Annotated in this window: 10 protein-coding genes and 1 pseudogene; 7 read left to right on the top strand and 4 right to left on the bottom strand. The window is 73.9% G+C overall.

Annotation, left to right across the window (positions count from 1 at the left end; all coding sequences use genetic code 11):
• Window positions 1-152: 152 nt before the first annotated feature.
• The 3 genes from D7M15_RS08710 to D7M15_RS08700 all read right to left on the bottom strand — a co-directional run bounded on the left by D7M15_RS08710 (window position 153) and on the right by D7M15_RS08700 (window position 3,168).
• On the bottom strand, window positions 153-950 hold the full coding sequence (locus D7M15_RS08710; RefSeq protein WP_121516973.1) for a sugar phosphate isomerase/epimerase family protein: 798 nt from the start codon (window positions 948-950) through the stop codon (window positions 153-155).
• Between the two features lie 4 nt (window positions 951-954).
• Window positions 955-1,923, bottom strand: coding sequence for a helix-turn-helix domain-containing GNAT family N-acetyltransferase (locus tag D7M15_RS08705; RefSeq protein ID WP_121516972.1), 969 nt, complete (start codon window positions 1,921-1,923; stop codon window positions 955-957).
• A 75-nt stretch (window positions 1,924-1,998) separates the two neighbouring features.
• On the bottom strand, window positions 1,999-3,168 hold the full coding sequence (locus tag D7M15_RS08700; protein ID WP_121516971.1) for a LacI family DNA-binding transcriptional regulator: 1,170 nt from the start codon (window positions 3,166-3,168) through the stop codon (window positions 1,999-2,001).
• 246 nt (window positions 3,169-3,414) lie between these two features.
• Between D7M15_RS08700 and D7M15_RS08695 the strand changes: the two genes are divergently transcribed.
• From D7M15_RS08695 to D7M15_RS08675, 5 genes are all read left to right on the top strand, one after another.
• Window positions 3,415-4,440 (top strand): alpha/beta hydrolase, encoded by a 1,026-nt coding sequence (locus tag D7M15_RS08695; RefSeq protein ID WP_121516970.1) that lies wholly within the window; start codon window positions 3,415-3,417, stop codon window positions 4,438-4,440.
• A 159-nt stretch (window positions 4,441-4,599) separates the two neighbouring features.
• Window positions 4,600-5,757 carry a Gfo/Idh/MocA family oxidoreductase gene (locus D7M15_RS08690; protein WP_165906222.1) on the top strand — a complete coding sequence of 386 codons (1,158 nt, stop codon included), beginning with the start codon at window positions 4,600-4,602 and terminating at the stop codon, window positions 5,755-5,757.
• The gene (locus tag D7M15_RS08685; protein ID WP_121516969.1) at window positions 5,754-6,896 is read left to right on the top strand and encodes a dihydrodipicolinate synthase family protein; all 1,143 of its coding nucleotides are present in this window, start codon (window positions 5,754-5,756) and stop codon (window positions 6,894-6,896) included. The genes D7M15_RS08690 and D7M15_RS08685 overlap by 4 nt, the downstream gene beginning before the upstream one ends.
• A gap of 158 nt (window positions 6,897-7,054) precedes the next feature.
• Entirely contained in the window at window positions 7,055-7,882 is an 828-nt protein-coding gene (locus tag D7M15_RS08680; RefSeq protein ID WP_121520451.1) for a sugar phosphate isomerase/epimerase family protein, read from the top strand.
• An 862-nt stretch (window positions 7,883-8,744) separates the two neighbouring features.
• Window positions 8,745-9,935, top strand: a complete 1,191-nt coding sequence (locus D7M15_RS08675) for a Cmx/CmrA family chloramphenicol efflux MFS transporter (RefSeq protein ID WP_121516968.1) — start codon at window positions 8,745-8,747, stop codon at window positions 9,933-9,935.
• Between the two features lie 151 nt (window positions 9,936-10,086).
• Here the strand turns inward: D7M15_RS08675 and D7M15_RS08670 are convergent.
• Window positions 10,087-10,944: pseudogene (locus D7M15_RS08670) on the bottom strand (glycoside hydrolase family 16 protein); the annotation flags it as partial.
• A 401-nt stretch (window positions 10,945-11,345) separates the two neighbouring features.
• On the opposite strand from D7M15_RS08670, the gene D7M15_RS08665 reads away from it, so the two are divergent.
• Together D7M15_RS08665 and D7M15_RS08660 are read left to right on the top strand one after the other, a co-directional pair.
• Window positions 11,346-12,188 (top strand): GntR family transcriptional regulator, encoded by an 843-nt coding sequence (locus D7M15_RS08665; RefSeq protein ID WP_121516966.1) that lies wholly within the window; start codon window positions 11,346-11,348, stop codon window positions 12,186-12,188.
• 82 nt (window positions 12,189-12,270) lie between these two features.
• Window positions 12,271-14,487: an ATP-dependent RecD-like DNA helicase gene (locus tag D7M15_RS08660; RefSeq protein ID WP_121516965.1), complete on the top strand. Its 2,217-nt coding sequence runs from the start codon at window positions 12,271-12,273 to the stop codon at window positions 14,485-14,487.
• The last annotated feature ends 176 nt before the right edge of the window (window positions 14,488-14,663 follow it).

Below are 14,663 nucleotides of genomic sequence, written 5' to 3'. Positions count from 1 at the left end.
GAACGGCCGCGGTGACCGTCCGCACGACGGGCACCGCGGCCGTTCCGCGTGTTCCGCGGGGGGCGTTCCCGCCCTCCGTTCGCGACGGTTCCCGCCCTCCGTACGCGGTTCTCCGTGCTCCGCGCGCGCGGAGCACGGAAAACCGTCGCGTGTTACGCCGCGGCCGCCAGCAGCCGCAGCAGGTGCTCGCGTACGGAGGGCAGCAGGGCGGGCAGTTCCGGCGCCTCCGGATACCACCGCTTCTCGTACTCCCAGCACAGCCACCCGTCCCAGCCCGACCGGCTCAGCAGCTCCACGACCTCCGCCAGCGGCAGCACGCCCGCACCGGGCGGCAGCGGGGCGGTCTTCTCGGCCGCGGCGATGTCCTTGACCTGTACGTAGCCGAGGTGCGGCGCCAGATGGCGCAGGCTCTCCGCCGGGTCCTCCTCGCCGCGCCACGTGTGCATCACGTCCCACAGCGCGCCGACCGGGCCGACCCCCACGGAGTCCAGGAGCCGCGCGACGTCCCCACCCGTCGGGTGCGAGTCGTGCGTCTCCAGCAGCACGCGCGGCCCCATTCCGGCCGCCAGCGCCGCGGCGGCCGACAGGCGCCGTACGGCTCTCGCGTCCGCGCGCGCGGTGCTGCCCTCGCCGCCGCCCGGGAAGACGCGTACGTACCGCGCGCCTATGTCGCGTGCCAGCTCCAGGAGGGCGCGGATCTCGGCGAGCACGGGCTCGTCGTCGCCTGGGGCGGCGACCTTCGCGTAGCCCGCCACCGTCAGGATCGAGACGTCGGCGGCCTTGAACTCCTCGACGAGCTCCACCCGTTCGTTGAGCGAGAGGCCCGGATGCACCGGTTCCTCGGGATGGGCGCGGAGTTCGACACCGTGGAAGCCGTTCTCTGAGGCGAGGCGGGCGACCTCGGGGATGGACATGCCGGGGACGCCGAGCGTGGAGAAAGCCAGTCGCATGAGGTCACAGGATCAGATGCCAGTCCTGTCCGACAAGGTCCGCGCCGTAACTGCGGTGCGGGCTCTCCGAGGTCAGCGTGAAGCCCGCCCGCCGGTAGAGGCGACGGGCCGCGTGCAGGTTGCCGTTGGTCCACAGGACCAGCTCGCGGTAGCCCGCCGCGCGCGCGAACGCGACGCACTCCGACACCAGCCGCTCCCCGACGCCGAGTCCGCGCGCGGAGGGCTCGACCAGCAGCAGCCGCAGCCGGGCGGTGGCGGGCGCGGAGTCCCGTACGCACAGCACGGAACCGGCGGGCTCGCCGTCCACCTCCGCGATCCAGAGGCGTTCCACGGCCGTGTCGTGGTCCGCGCCGAAGTCCGCGGCGATGCGCGCCACCATGGCCTCGAAGCGGGCGTCCCAGCCGTACTCGCGGGCGTACAGCACGCCGTGCCGCCGGACGACCCAGCCGAGGTCGCCGGGCCCGGGCGCGCGCAGCCGTACGCGGGGCGCGGGGGTGTCCGTGCCCGCGCCCCGCGTACGGCTACGGGCGGGGTCCGCCGCCGGGGCCTGGTCGGGGTCGCCGAAGAGGGCGCGTACCGTGCCCAACGCCTCGGCCAGTCGCGGCCGTTCGGCGTCCGGCACCCTGTCGAGCAGGGCCTGCACGGACTCCCGTGAACGCTCCTCCAGCAGCTCCGCCGCCTCGCGCCCGGCCGCGGTCAGGGTGACGTACTGGCGGCGGGCGTCCGTCGCGGAGCGCTCCCGTACGACCAGCCCGTCCTGCTCGAACCGCAGCAGCAGGCGGCTGAGTTGGCCCGCGTCCACGGTGAGCGAGGCCCGCAGGTCGGCGGCGTCGAGCCCGGGGGAGTGCGCCAGCTCGTAGAGGACGCGGGCCTCGGTGAGGCTGTACGGCGTGTAGAGGTGCCTGCTGTAGTCCAGCGCGCCGATGAGGTTGGTGTAGAAGCGGTTGAACTCCCGGATCTCCGTCACCGTCATGCCGCCACCGCCCTGTCACGCCCCGCGGGGGCCACGAGAACCTTTGACTCGGTCAAAGGTATGCGGCGGGTTCCCTCAGCGGAAGGCGTGCGGAGGCGCGGTGGAGGCGCGCACGATCAGCTCCGCCGGTACGGTCGCCACCCCGCCGGGCGGTGCGCCCTCGCGCCCGAGCGCGAGCCGCCCGGCGCGCGCGCCCGCGCTGTGCAGCGGGATGCGTACGGTGGTGAGCGCCGGGTACGCGTCCACGCTGTACGGGAAGTCGTCGAAGCCCGCCACCGAGATGTCCTCCGGGACCCGCAGCCCTTGGTCGCGCAGGGCGGCGCAGACCCCCAGCGCCACCGTGTCGTTGGCGGCGAGGACGGCGGTCGGCGCCGTGCCGCGCCGCAGCAGTTCCAGGGCGCCGTCGTAGCCGGAGGGGCGGTCGTACGCCCAGCCGTGCACCGTGAGCGCCTCGGCGTCGGCCAGCAGACCGCGCGCCTCCAGCGCCTGCCGGTGCCCGTCCAGCCGGTGCCGGGTGGTCGTGCGGTGGGCGGGGCCCGCGACGTAGCCGATCCGGCGGTGGCCCAGGGAGATCAGGTGCTCGGTGAGGCGCCGGGCGCCGCCGGTGTTGTCGAAGGCGAGGGTGACGATGCCGCCGTCCGCTCCCCGCCCGCCGACCTGCCCGCCGCCCGGCACGTCCTCCGGGGCGCCGCCGGCCGCCGCGCCCGGCTCCGTACCGGCCGCCGTACCCGTGGCGCCCGCCGCGCCCGTACCGCCGCCGACCGCCTCGTCCCGCATCGGCGGCCGACCGCACAGCACCACCCGGGCGCCACCCTCGGTCAGCCGCTTCAGCCGGGCCCCGAGCGCCGCCTGGTGCTCCGGGTCCTCCACCGCGCCGCCGGTGACCACGACCGCCGCCGCGCGCTGGCGCTGGAGCAACGTGAGGTACGTCAGCTCGCGCTCCGGGGAGCCGCCCGTGTTGCAGACGACGGCGAGCTTGCGGTCCCCGATCTCGCCCTGCACGGCGCTGGCCATGATGCCGAAGAACGGGTCCGCGATGTCGTTGACCAGCACCCCCACGAGATCGGAGCTGGCGGCGGCGAGGGCGCTGGCCGGCCCGTTCACCACGTACTCCAGCTCCTCGACCGCGCGCAGCACCCTGCCGCGCGTGTGGGCCGCGACCGGGTAGTTGCCGCTCAGCACGCGGGAGACCGTGGCCGCAGAGACCCCCGCGCGCGCGGCCACGTCCGCCAGGGTCACTGCCATCGGGGACCTCCGGACGTAAGGGCGCGGGCGAGTCGGACACGCGGGTGGGGACTTCGGGGGAGGGACATGATCTCACCCGCGCGACCCGCCCGTACGCGGGGTCGGCGCTCGCCTTTGCCGTACCGGCAAGGAGGATGGCGCCCACCGCGCCGCCACCGCCACGATCGGGCGACGCGTGCGCGGCGCGCTCCCGGCCCCGGGAGCCCGGCACGCCGGAATGCCCGGCCCGTACGTTCAGGAGATGCCATGCCGCAGTACCCCGGTACCCCGTCCACGCTGTCGCCCGGAGCGACGCACCGCCTGGTCGACGTGCCCGGCGGCCGGATCCATCTGGTCGAGCAGGGCACCGGCCCCCTGGTGCTGCTCGTGCACGGCTTCCCCGAGTCCTGGTACTCGTGGCGCCGCCAGCTCCCCGCCATCGCCGCCGCGGGCTTCCGCGCGGTCGCCGTCGACGTACGCGGCTACGGCCGTTCGTCCAAGCCGCGGGAGGTGGAGGCGTACGGGATGCTGGCGCACGTGGCCGACAACGTCGGCGTCGTCCACGCGCTCGGCGCCCAGACCGCGACCGTCGTCGGCCACGACTGGGGCTCGCCCATCGCCGCCCACTCGGCGCTGCTCAGGCCGGACGTCTTCACGGCGGTCGGGCTGCTCAGCGTGCCGTACACGCCGCCCGGCGGTCCCCGCCCGACGGACGTCTACTCGCGCTTCGGCGGCGACGAGGAGTTCTACATCAGCTACTTCCAGGAGTACGGCCGCGCCGAGGCCGAGATGGAGCCGGACGTACGCGGCTGGCTGGCGGGCTTCTACGCGGCCGTGTCGGGCGACACCAGGTCGGTGGACGGGCCCAAGCCGTACATGGTGTCCGCGGGCGGGCGGCTGCGTGACCGCTTCCCGGTGGACGTACGGCCCGGCTGGCTCTCCGACGAGGAACTCGACGTCTACGCGTCGGAGTTCGAGTGGGCGGGGATGAGCGGCGCGCTCAACCGCTACCGCAACGTCGACCGGGACTGGGCGGACCTCGCCGCGTGGCGCGGGCTGCCGCTGACGCAGCCCTCGCTGTTCGTCGGCGGGGCGGCCGACCCGACGATGGACTGGATGGCCAAGGCCGTCGACGCGTTCCCCACGACGATGCCCAACCTGATCGCCTCGCACGTCCTCCCGGACTGCGGGCACTGGATCCAGCAGGAGCGCGCGGAGGAGGTCAACGCGATCCTGACGGACTGGCTGAAGCTGCTGCCGGGCCAGGAGTGGCACGGTATCGACGCCTCCTGAGCCCCGTCACCGGGCGCCCTCCGTCCGCGCCGCCGTTCACTCCCGTTCCGGGCTCCCTCCGCACCAGGCGGTGTCCGCCTCGCCGCTCTTGCCGCGCGGTGCGGAGGGTGGCTAACCTGACTCGCGATAGCAAGCGCTTACTGCCGAGAGGGAGCGCCCGTGGAACGCAAGACCCTGCGGATCGCCATGAACGGCGTGACCGGCCGGATGGGCTACCGCCAGCACCTCGTACGGTCCCTGCTCGCGCTCCGTGAGCAAGGCGGCCTCGACCTGGGCGACGGCACCGTCCTGTGGCCCGAACCCGTCCTCGTCGGACGCCGCGAGCACGCCCTCCGCGCACTGGCGGAACGGCACGGGCTCGACCCGGACGCCGTCAGCACGGACCTGGACGCCGTACTCGCCGACGACAGCGTCGACATCTACTTCGACGCCCAGGTGACGTCCGCGCGCGCGGACGCGCTGCGCAAGGCGATCAGTGCGGGGAAGCACGTCTACACGGAGAAGCCCACCGACACCGGGCTGAAGGGCGCACTCGAACTCGCCGCCCTCGCGCGCGACGCGGGCATCCGGCACGGGGTGGTCCAGGACAAGCTGTTCCTGCCCGGCCTGCTGAAGCTGAAGCGGCTCGTCGACGGAGGGTTCTTCGGCAAGATCCTGTCGGTGCGCGGCGAGTTCGGCTACTGGGTCTTCGAGGGAGACTGGCAGGAGGCGCAACGCCCCTCCTGGAACTACCGCGCGGAGGACGGCGGCGGCATCGTCGTCGACATGTTCCCGCACTGGGAGTACGTGCTGAACGGGCTGTTCGGCCGCGTCACCTCCGTACAGGCGCTCACCGCCACGCACCTGCCGCTGCGCCACGACGAGCGGGGCCGCCCGTACGAGGCGACCGCGGACGACGCCGCGTACGGCATCTTCGAGCTGGAGGGCGGCGCCGTCGCGCAGATCAACTCCTCCTGGGCGGTACGGGTGAACCGTGCGGAGCTGGTCGAGTTCCAGGTCGACGGCACGCACGGGTCGGCCGTGGCGGGGCTGCGCGGCTGCCGCGCGCAGCACCGTTCGGCGACGCCGAAGCCCACCTGGAACCCGGACCTGCCGGTCACCGAGGACTTCCGCGCGCAGTGGCAGGAGGTGCCGGACAACGGCGAGTTCGACAACGGCTTCAAGGCGCAGTGGGAGCAGTTCCTGCGGCACGTCGCGCTGGGCGAGCCGTACGACCGCGACCTGCTCGCGGGTGCGCGCGGGGTGCAGCTCGCGGAGCTGGGCCTGCGGTCGTCGGCGGAGGGCCGCCGCGTCGAGGTCCCGGAGCTGACGCTGTGACGGCGCCGGGAGGGCCCACCCCGGCGGTGGCGTCCCCCGTCGCGCCGTCCGCGCGCGCGGTGTTCGCCGCCGCCCACGTCGTGGCCGACCCGTTCGCGGACGTCTCCCCGGACGCGCCCGCGGCCGTCGACTGGGACACCACCCTCGCGTTCCGCCACCACCTGTGGTCGCTCGGCCTGGGCGTCGCGGAGGCCATGGACACCGCGCAGCGCGGCATGGGCCTCGGTCCGGACACCGCCGCGGAGCTGATCCGGCGCACGGCCGCCGAGGCGCGCGCCGTCGGCGGCGCACTGGTCTGCGGCGCGGGTACGGACCAGCTGGCGCCGGGCGCGGACCTGCCCGCCGTGGCGGCGGCGTACGAGCGGCAGCTGGCGCACGTCGAGGAGTGCGGCGCGCGGCCCGTCCTGATGGCCTCCCGCGCGCTGGCCGCCGCCGCGCGCGGGGCGGAGGACTACGAGGAGGTGTACGGGCGGCTGCTGGGCCAGGCGGCGCGGCCCGTCGTCCTGCACTGGCTGGGGCCGATGTTCGACCCGGCGCTCACCGGTTACTGGGGCAGCGCCGACCTGGACGAGGCCACGGAGACGTTCCTGCGCGTCATCGCGGGGCACCCCGACCGTGTCGACGGCGTGAAGGTCTCGCTCCTGGACGCGGAGCGCGAGAAGGCACTGCGCCGGCGCCTGCCCCCCGGCGTGCGCTGCTACACGGGCGACGACTTCCACTACCCCGAGCTGATCGAGGGCGACGAACACGGCCACAGCGACGCCCTGTTGGGCGTCCTCGACCCGCTGGCGCCCCTCGCGGCCCGCGCGCTGCGGTCGCTGGACGAGGGCGACACGCGGGGCTTCCGGCGGGTGCTCGACCCCACGGTGCCGCTGGCCCGGCACCTCTTCGAGGCGCCGACCCGCTTCTACAAGACCGGCGTCGTCCTCCTCGCCTGGCTGGCCGGACACCAGGACCACTTCACGATGGTCGGCGGCCTCCAGTCGGCCCGTTCGCTGCCGCACCTGCGCCGCGCGTACGAACTCGCCGACGGGCTGGACCTCTTCCCCGACCCCGGGCTGGCGGCGGCGAGGATGGCGCGGCTGGCCGAGGTGTACGGCGGGCAGGGCGCGTACGGACCTCGGGGGGCGCGCGTATGACGGAGCACACGCCGGTGCCGGGGAGCACGCCGGGACGCGTCGACGGGCAGGTGCGGCCCGAGGCCGCCGTACGGTCCGAGGTGCCCGTACGGCCCGAGGCATCGGGCGACGGGCCGGACCGCGGCGCCTCGGACCTCACGCGCTTCTCCGTCAACCAGATGACGGTCAAGCAGCTGTCCCTGCCCGAACTCGCCCGCGCCTGCGCCCGTTCCGGCGTCACGGGTGTCGGCCTGTGGCGGGAACCGGTGCAGGCGTACGGCATCGCCGCGGCCGCCCGGCTCATGCGGGAAGAGGGGCTGCGCGTCACCTCGCTGTGCCGCGGCGGCTTCCTCACCGCCACCGCGCCCGCCGAGCGCCGCCGGGCGATCGACGACAACCGCGTCGCGATCGAGGAGGCCGCCGCGCTCGGCACCGACACCCTCGTACTGGTCTCCGGCGGGCTCCCCGAGGGCAGCCGCGACCTGCCGGGCGCGCGGGAACGCGTCGCGGACGCGCTCGCCGAACTCGCCCCGTACGCGCGGGAACGCGGCGTACGGCTGGCGATCGAGCCGCTGCACCCGATGTACGCGGCCGACCGCTGCGTGGTGTCGACCCTCGGGCAGGCCCTGGAACTGGCCGAACGCTTCCCCGCGGAGCAGGTCGGCGTCGTCGTGGACACGTACCACCTGTGGTGGGACGACCGCGTCCCGGAGCTGATCGCGCGGGCGGGCGCGGCCACGGGGGCGGACGGGACACTGCCGGGCGGGCGCATCGTCGTCTTCCAGGTCGCCGACTGGATCACGCCACTTCCGGCGGGGGTGCTGCTGGGGCGCGGGCAGTTGGGCGACGGCGCGGTGGACCTGCGCGCGTTCCGCGCGCGGGTGGACGCCGCCGGGTACGCGGGTCCGGTGGAGGTGGAGTTGTTCAACGAGGGGCTCTGGGCGCGGGACGGCGGCGACGTGCTGGCCGAGACCGTCGAGCGGTACGTACGGCACGTGCTGGGCTGAGCCCCGGCCGAACGGGCCGTGACCAGCGGGGCCTCGGGGCGGTGGGGGCCCGCGCGGCCGGTACGGGGCGTTCCGGAAAAGGTGCGGCGGGGCGTACAACCGTTCCGCGGGATCGGGCGTCTTACTTGCATCGGACGTTCCAGGGGGGCACTGGAGGGAGTCCGAGGGGGGTACGAGGGGCCCGTCGCGCAGCGGCTGGGCCCCTCGTCGTGCGTGGTGCGGGGCGCGCCTCCGGTGTGCGGGGGCGGCCGTGCGCGGGCGGAAGCGTTCGGACGGGAGTGGCCGGAAATTACCGCTGGAGCAATCCGCTACGGAGTGTTACGGTCGTTCTCGTGAGCAGCCCCGAATCGGACTTACGCTAGCCACCGGCTGCCGGTGGCCCGTACACCGTCCCGAGCAGTCGCGCGTTCCTCCGTGGATCCACTGATCCCGTACTGATCGCGCGCTCCCCGGGGATGCCACCGGACCGCCACCCGGCGGGCCGTGCTCCACCCCGCTGTCTCCGTACGCCAACGGCTTTCCTCCCACGGGGAAAGCGGTTGCCGCGTCACTCCCGAAGCACCGGGATGTTCCGGCCGGACAGCGGCTTCGCTCAGCGAGCACCGTCACGCGAGTCGTGACGCGTACGACCCGCCCACGTGGCGGCGCCGTGGCTACGGCGTCGTGCACCTGTCGCGCGGGTGGGCCCGCTGCTTCCTCGAGTCCGTACGGCACTCCGCCGTGCCCGTGCGGCTCCTCGCGCCCTCTTTCCCGGGTTCCTCCGTCCCTCCCCACCCCTCCCGTTCGTCCAGCCGTCACGGCCCGGTCCGGACGGTCGTCCGCGACCGCCCGCGCGCGGGTCATCACGCCAGGAGTCCTTTTCATGCCATTCGCCGTCTACGTGCTCGGGCTCGCGGTCTTCGCCCAGGGCACCTCGGAGTTCATGCTGTCCGGTCTGGTGACCGGCATCGCGGACGACCTCCATGTCTCCCTGTCCGCGGCCGGGTTGCTGACCTCCGCGTTCGCCGTGGGGATGGTCGTCGGCGCCCCGCTGATGTCCCTGCTCTGCCGTCGCTGGCCCCGCCGCCGCGCCCTCGTGGGCTTCCTCACCGTCTTCGTCGCCGTCCACGTCGTGGGCGCCCTCACCACCCACTACCCGGTGCTGCTGGCCACCCGGGTCGTCGGAGCCCTCGCCAACGCGGGCTTCTGGGCCGTCGCCCTGGCGACCGCCGTCAGCATGGTGGAGCCCGGCCTGCGGGCACGCGCCACGTCGGTGGTGGTCGGCGGGGTCACCCTGGCGTGCATCGTGGGCGTGCCCGGCGGCGCGCTGCTGGGGGAGCGGTGGGGGTGGCGGGCGGCGTTCTGGGCCGTCGCCGTCGTCTCGCTCCCGGCGCTCGCCGCGCTCGTACGGATGGTCCCGGAGCAGGCGCCCGTGGAACGCGGGACGGGCGCGCTCGGGGAGTTGCGGGTGCTGCGGGACGGCCGCCTGCGGATGACGCTGCTGGTGTGCGCGTTGGTCCAGGGCGCCACGTTCTGCACGTTCACCTATCTCGCGCCCCTGGCCACCGAGGTCGGCGGGATCGGCGAGGGGTGGGTGCCGGGTGTGCTGGCGCTGTTCGGGGTGGGGTCGTTCGTCGGCGTCACCGTGGGGGGCCGGTACGCGGACGGGCACCCGACCGCGTACCTGACCGCCGCCATGCTCGCGCTGACCACGGGCTGGGCGGTCCTCGCGCTGACCGCTGGGCACCCGGTGGCGGCGCTGGTGTTCGTGTTCGTGCAGGGCGCGCTCGCGTTCGGGACCGGTATCGCGCTGATCTCCCGGGTGATGACGCGGGCGGCCGAAGCGCCCACGCTGGCGGGCGGTTTCGCGACGGCGGCGTTCAACGTGGGGGCCACGGTGGGGCCTTGGGTGGGCGGTCTGGCGCTCAGCGCGGGGCTGGGGTTCCGTTCGCCGGTGTGGGTGAGCGCGTTGATGATGGCGGTCGCGCTCCCCGCCGTCCTGATACCGGCCGTCGCGACCGTCACCACGGCCCGGCGCGGCGACCGGGACGAGGGCCGGGTGCCGACGCCGTAGCGCTCCCGGCGCCCCGCCGCGGGCACCGGCCCGGCGGCCCCGGGGGAGGGCCGTCGGGCCGGTGCGGCAGCGGCCGTCGCGGGTGCGGTGCGGTGACCGACGCGGGGCGACGGTGCGGTGTGGCGGCTGCCGTGAGGTGCGGGGCGCGGGGTCAGCGGGCGTGGGTGCCCGGTGCCGCCTCGCCGCGCGGCTTCGCGTCGGAGGCGCCCGCGCCGTTCGGCACGGTGTCCTCGAAGGAGGTGCCCGCCGCGCGGTACTCCTCGACCTTGGACGTCACCTCCGCCGGGCTCAGCACCTGGTCCTTCACGTGCAGCACGTAGTCCACCTGCTGGTCGTACGCGCGCGGTTCGGTGGAGGTCTGGCCCTCCAGGTCGATCAGCCAGTGGTTGAAGTACAGGCCCATGGGCCGCTCCGGCAGGTACTTCGCGTCGTGCTTCCCGAACTCGGCGCCGTCGAGGTAGTAGGTGATGTTGCTGTCGTCGATCGTGAACACCAGGTCGTGCCAGCCCGCGAGGCTGTCCCGGGAGCTGTTCACCTGGGTGACGGTCTCCCACGGGTCGGGGTTGTACGTCTCGTAGGAGGTGGTGAACAGGACGTGGTCGTCCTCGCCCCAGCCGCCGTTCGGCAGGTACTCGAAGTCGTACTCCGAGTAGTCGTCGGCCATGGGCGCGGTCAGGTCGTTGAGCGCGAAGAACGTCTGCACCTGGCGGTCGCCGTCCGGGCCCGACTTCGGTTCGTCCGAGAACTTCACGCGCGCCGCGTACGTGCCGTTCTTGAACTTCATGGTGTCGGAGAGGAGTTCGGCCTGCTCGGTGGTCTCCGGGGTGCCCGCGCTGGAGGCTTCCAGGTTCATGATGGAGTTGCCGCCGTCGTCGGCGAACGTGACGTTGTCCGCGGCCCAGGACGCGCCGGGCACACCGGGGCCGCCGGAGTTGCCGCGCGCGGTCCAGCCGTGCTCGCCCAGCTTCGGGTCGTCGTGCGAGGTGTAGTCGAAGTCGTCGAACAGCGTCTCACCGGCGGCGGCGCGGGGCGCGTCGTCGGGGGTGGCGGGCGAGGCGCCGGCGTTCGCCGCGAGCCCGGCCGCGGCCAGGGCGGTGGCGGCGGCGACAGCGGCGATCGTCTTCGTCCTGCGGGTGCGTGCGCGGTGCTCGCGGGGCATGTGCCTCTCCTTCGTGTGGGGGTAGGTCGAGGCTCACATTGACCAGTGGGCAACTGGATAGCTGACCTGTTGGTGCGGGAAGAAACTGGCATAGACCAATGGGGGCGTCAAGTCCCCCTGCTCGGCGGCTTTTCGGCGCCCGTTCCGGGGCTCCGAGGTGTCGGGGCGGGTCGGTCTGACCAGCGGGACGTACGGCGGCTGCGTGGCAGACTGGTCAACAGCCCGAGGCGAGGAAGGCTGGTAGCTGGCAGATGGACAGGGAAGCACCGGGGGCGGTCCTCAAGCGGGAGCGGGCCCGCGGCGTCATCCTGGAACTCGTCGAGTCGCGCAGCCCCGGCGACCCCATCCCCTCCGAGCGCGCGCTCTGCGCGGAACTCGGCGTCTCGCGGCCGACGTTGCGCGCCGCCGTGGACGAACTGGTGGCCGCCGGACTGCTCGTACGGGAGCACGGCCGGGGCATGTTCGTGGCTCCCGCCAAGATCACCCAGGAGATGGTGTCGGAGCAGACCACCATGAGCCTGCCGCCCGCGGCGGGCAGCTGGTCGAGCCGGCTGCTGGAGTTCGCCACCGTGGCGGCGGGCGCCAGGGTGGGCCGCAAGCTGCGGATCTCGCCCGCCGCGGAGATCGTCTACGCCGCGCGCCTGCGGCTCGTCGACGGCGCCCCGATGGCCGTCGAGCACCTCCACGTGCCGACCGCCCTCGTCCCGGGGCTGACCGCACGCGAGTTGGAGAGCGGCCATCTCCACGAGCACCTGCGCGAACGGCACGGCATACGCGTCCACGAGGCGGTCCAGGCCATCGAACCGACCGTCGTCACCCAGGCGGAGGCCGAACTCCTCGACGTCCCCGAGCTGTCCCCCGCGCTCCTCTTCGAGCGGCTGACCACCGACACCCGCCGTCGCCCCGTGGAGTACGTCCACTCCCTCTACCGCGGCGACCGCTACCGCCTCGTCTCCCGGCTCACCCTCGGCCCCGCGCCCGCCGCCCCGCCGGAGCCGGACGGCCACCATCCGGGCATCCCACCGGGGGAGTTCGCGTACGCGCGCCGCGACACGTTCCGCTCCTCCACGGTGGGCGACGTCCAGGCCGACTGACGCGCCCCCCCGCGCCCCCGTACGGCGCCGGTCCGGCCGTCCGGCGACCCGGCTGTCAGTGCGGGGGACTACGGTCTGTCACATGGCGTTCGAACTCGCGGTGCTCGAAGGCGTCCTGGAGCGCATCACGTATGCCAACGAGGACAACGGCTACACCGTCGCCCGCGTCGACACCGGCCGCGGCGGCGGCGACCTGCTGACCGTCGTCGGCTCGCTGCTGGGCGCGCAGGTGGGCGAGTCGCTGCGGATGGAGGGCCGTTGGGGCTCCCACCCGCAGTACGGCAAGCAGTTCACGGTGGAGAACTACACGACGGTGCTGCCCGCGACGGTCCAGGGCATCCGGCGCTATCTCGGCTCCGGGCTGATCAAGGGCATCGGCCCGCGCATCGCCGAGCGCATCGTCGACCACTTCGGCCTGGACACCCTCGACGTCATCGAGCAGGACGCCCGCAAGCTGATCGAGGTGCCCGGCCTGGGCCCCAAGCGCACCGCGAAGATCGCGGCGGCCTGGGAGGAGCAGAAGGCCATCAAGGAGGTGATGATCTTCCTCCAGGGCGTGGGCGTCTCCACCTCCATCGCCGTCCGGATCTACAAGAAGTACGGCGACGCCTCCATCTCCGTGGTCCGGAACCAGCCGTACCGCCTCGCTGCCGACGTCTGGGGCATCGGCTTCCTCACCGCCGACCGCATCGCGCAGGCCGTCGGCATCCCGCACGACAGCCCGGAACGGGTCAAGGCCGGGCTCCAGTACGCCCTTTCGCAGTCGACGGACCAGGGCCACTGCTTCCTGCCGGAGGAGCAGTTGATCTCCGACGCGGTGAAGCTGCTCCAGGTGGACACCGGCCTCGTCATCGAGTGCCTCGGTGAGCTGGCGGGCGAGGAGGAGGGCGTCGTCCGCGAGACCGTGCCGGGCCCGGACGGGCAGCCGGTCACGGCGGTGTACCTGGTGCCGTTCCACCGGGCCGAGCTGTCCCTCGCCGCGCAGCTGCTGCGGCTGCTGCGTACGGAGGAGGACCGCGTCCCGGCGTTCCGCGACGTGGACTGGGACGCGGCCCTGGGCTGGCTCGCCGGGCGTACGGGCGCGGAGCTGGCGGAGGAGCAGCGGCAGGCGGTGCGGCTGGCGCTGACGGAGAAGGTCGCGGTGCTGACGGGCGGGCCGGGCTGCGGCAAGTCGTTCACGGTCCGGTCGGTGGTCGAGCTGGCCCGCGCGAAGAAGGCCCGGGTGGTGCTGGCGGCGCCCACGGGCCGGGCGGCGAAGCGGCTGTCGGAGCTGACCGGCGCCGAGGCGTCCACCGTGCACCGGCTGTTGGAGCTGAAGCCCGGCGGTGACGCGGCGTACGACCGGGACCGGCCGCTGGAGGCCGATCTCGTGGTGGTGGACGAGGCGTCGATGCTGGACCTCCTGCTGGCGAACAAACTGATCAAGGCCGTGCCGCCGGGCGCGCACCTGCTGCTGGTGGGCGACGTGGACCAGCTGCCGTCGGTGGGCGCGGGCGAGGTGCTGCGCGATCTGCTGGCCGACGCCGGGCCGGTGCCCGCGGTGCGGCTCACCCGGATCTTCCGGCAGGCGCAGCAGTCGGGCGTCGTCACCAACGCCCACCGCATCAACTCCGGTGCCCCGCCCGTCACCCGGGGCCTGCCGGACTTCTTCCTGTTCACCGAGGACGACACGGAGGAGGCGGGCAGGCTGACGGTGGACGTGGTGGCCCGCCGTATCCCGGCGAAGTTCGGCCTCGACCCCCGCCGTGACGTGCAGGTGCTGGCCCCGATGCACCGCGGCCCGGCGGGCGCGGGGGTGCTCAACGGGCTGCTCCAGCAGGCGGTGACACCGGCGCGGCCGGGGCTGCCGGAGAAGCGGTTCGGCGGCCGGGTGTTCCGCGTCGGGGACAAGGTCACCCAGATCCGCAACAACTACGAGAAGGGCGCGAACGGCGTCTTCAACGGCACGGTGGGCGTCGTCACCGGCCTCGACGCCGACGAGCAGCGGCTGACGGTGCGTACGGACGAGGACGAGGACGTGCCGTACGACTTCGACGAGTTGGACGAGCTGGCGCACGCGTACGCGGTCACCATCCACCGTTCCCAGGGCAGCGAGTATCCGGCGGTGGTGATCCCCGTCACGACGAGCGCGTGGATGATGCTCCAGCGCAATCTTCTCTATACCGCCGTCACCCGGGCGAAGCGGCTGGTGGTCCTCGTGGGCTCGCAGCGGGCGCTGGGGCAGGCGGTGCGCACGGTGTCGGCGGGAAGACGCTGCACAGCGCTCGATCACCGGCTGTCGGGTGCCACGGCCCGCTGAGCGCGTACGGCGGCGCCCTCGCGGGCACAGCACACCGCCGCGGGGGTGACCACCGGGCCCGCAGGGTGCAGGATGGTCACAGAGACGGCACTCCGTGCCACCATGGAGCCCTTCCTCCGACCCCGAGTGCACCGCACGGCATCAAATGGGGGACAGTGGAAGGGTCAGGGCACCTC

Source organism: Streptomyces sp. Z26, from assembly GCF_003665095.1.
GTDB classification, from domain to species: Bacteria; Actinomycetota; Actinomycetes; order Streptomycetales; family Streptomycetaceae; genus Streptomyces; species Streptomyces phytohabitans.
Note: the sequence above shows the minus strand (reverse complement) of the source record. Positions and strands in the feature narration are given on the sequence as shown.

Excerpts from the sequence above, each read along its gene's own strand:
- D7M15_RS08710 (WP_121516973.1), bottom strand. The coding sequence starts at position 950 with ATGCGACTGGCTTTCTCCACGCTCGGCGTCCCCGGCATGTCCATCCCC.
- D7M15_RS08705 (WP_121516972.1), bottom strand. The coding sequence starts at position 1,923 with ATGACGGTGACGGAGATCCGGGAGTTCAACCGCTTCTACACCAACCTC.
- D7M15_RS08700 (WP_121516971.1), bottom strand. The coding sequence starts at position 3,168 with ATGGCAGTGACCCTGGCGGACGTGGCCGCGCGCGCGGGGGTCTCTGCG.
- D7M15_RS08695 (WP_121516970.1), top strand. The coding sequence starts at position 3,415 with ATGCCGCAGTACCCCGGTACCCCGTCCACGCTGTCGCCCGGAGCGACG.
- D7M15_RS08680 (WP_121520451.1), top strand. The coding sequence starts at position 7,055 with ATGACGGTCAAGCAGCTGTCCCTGCCCGAACTCGCCCGCGCCTGCGCC.
- D7M15_RS08675 (WP_121516968.1), top strand. The coding sequence starts at position 8,745 with ATGCCATTCGCCGTCTACGTGCTCGGGCTCGCGGTCTTCGCCCAGGGC.
- D7M15_RS08665 (WP_121516966.1), top strand. The coding sequence starts at position 11,346 with ATGGACAGGGAAGCACCGGGGGCGGTCCTCAAGCGGGAGCGGGCCCGC.
- D7M15_RS08660 (WP_121516965.1), top strand. The coding sequence starts at position 12,271 with ATGGCGTTCGAACTCGCGGTGCTCGAAGGCGTCCTGGAGCGCATCACG.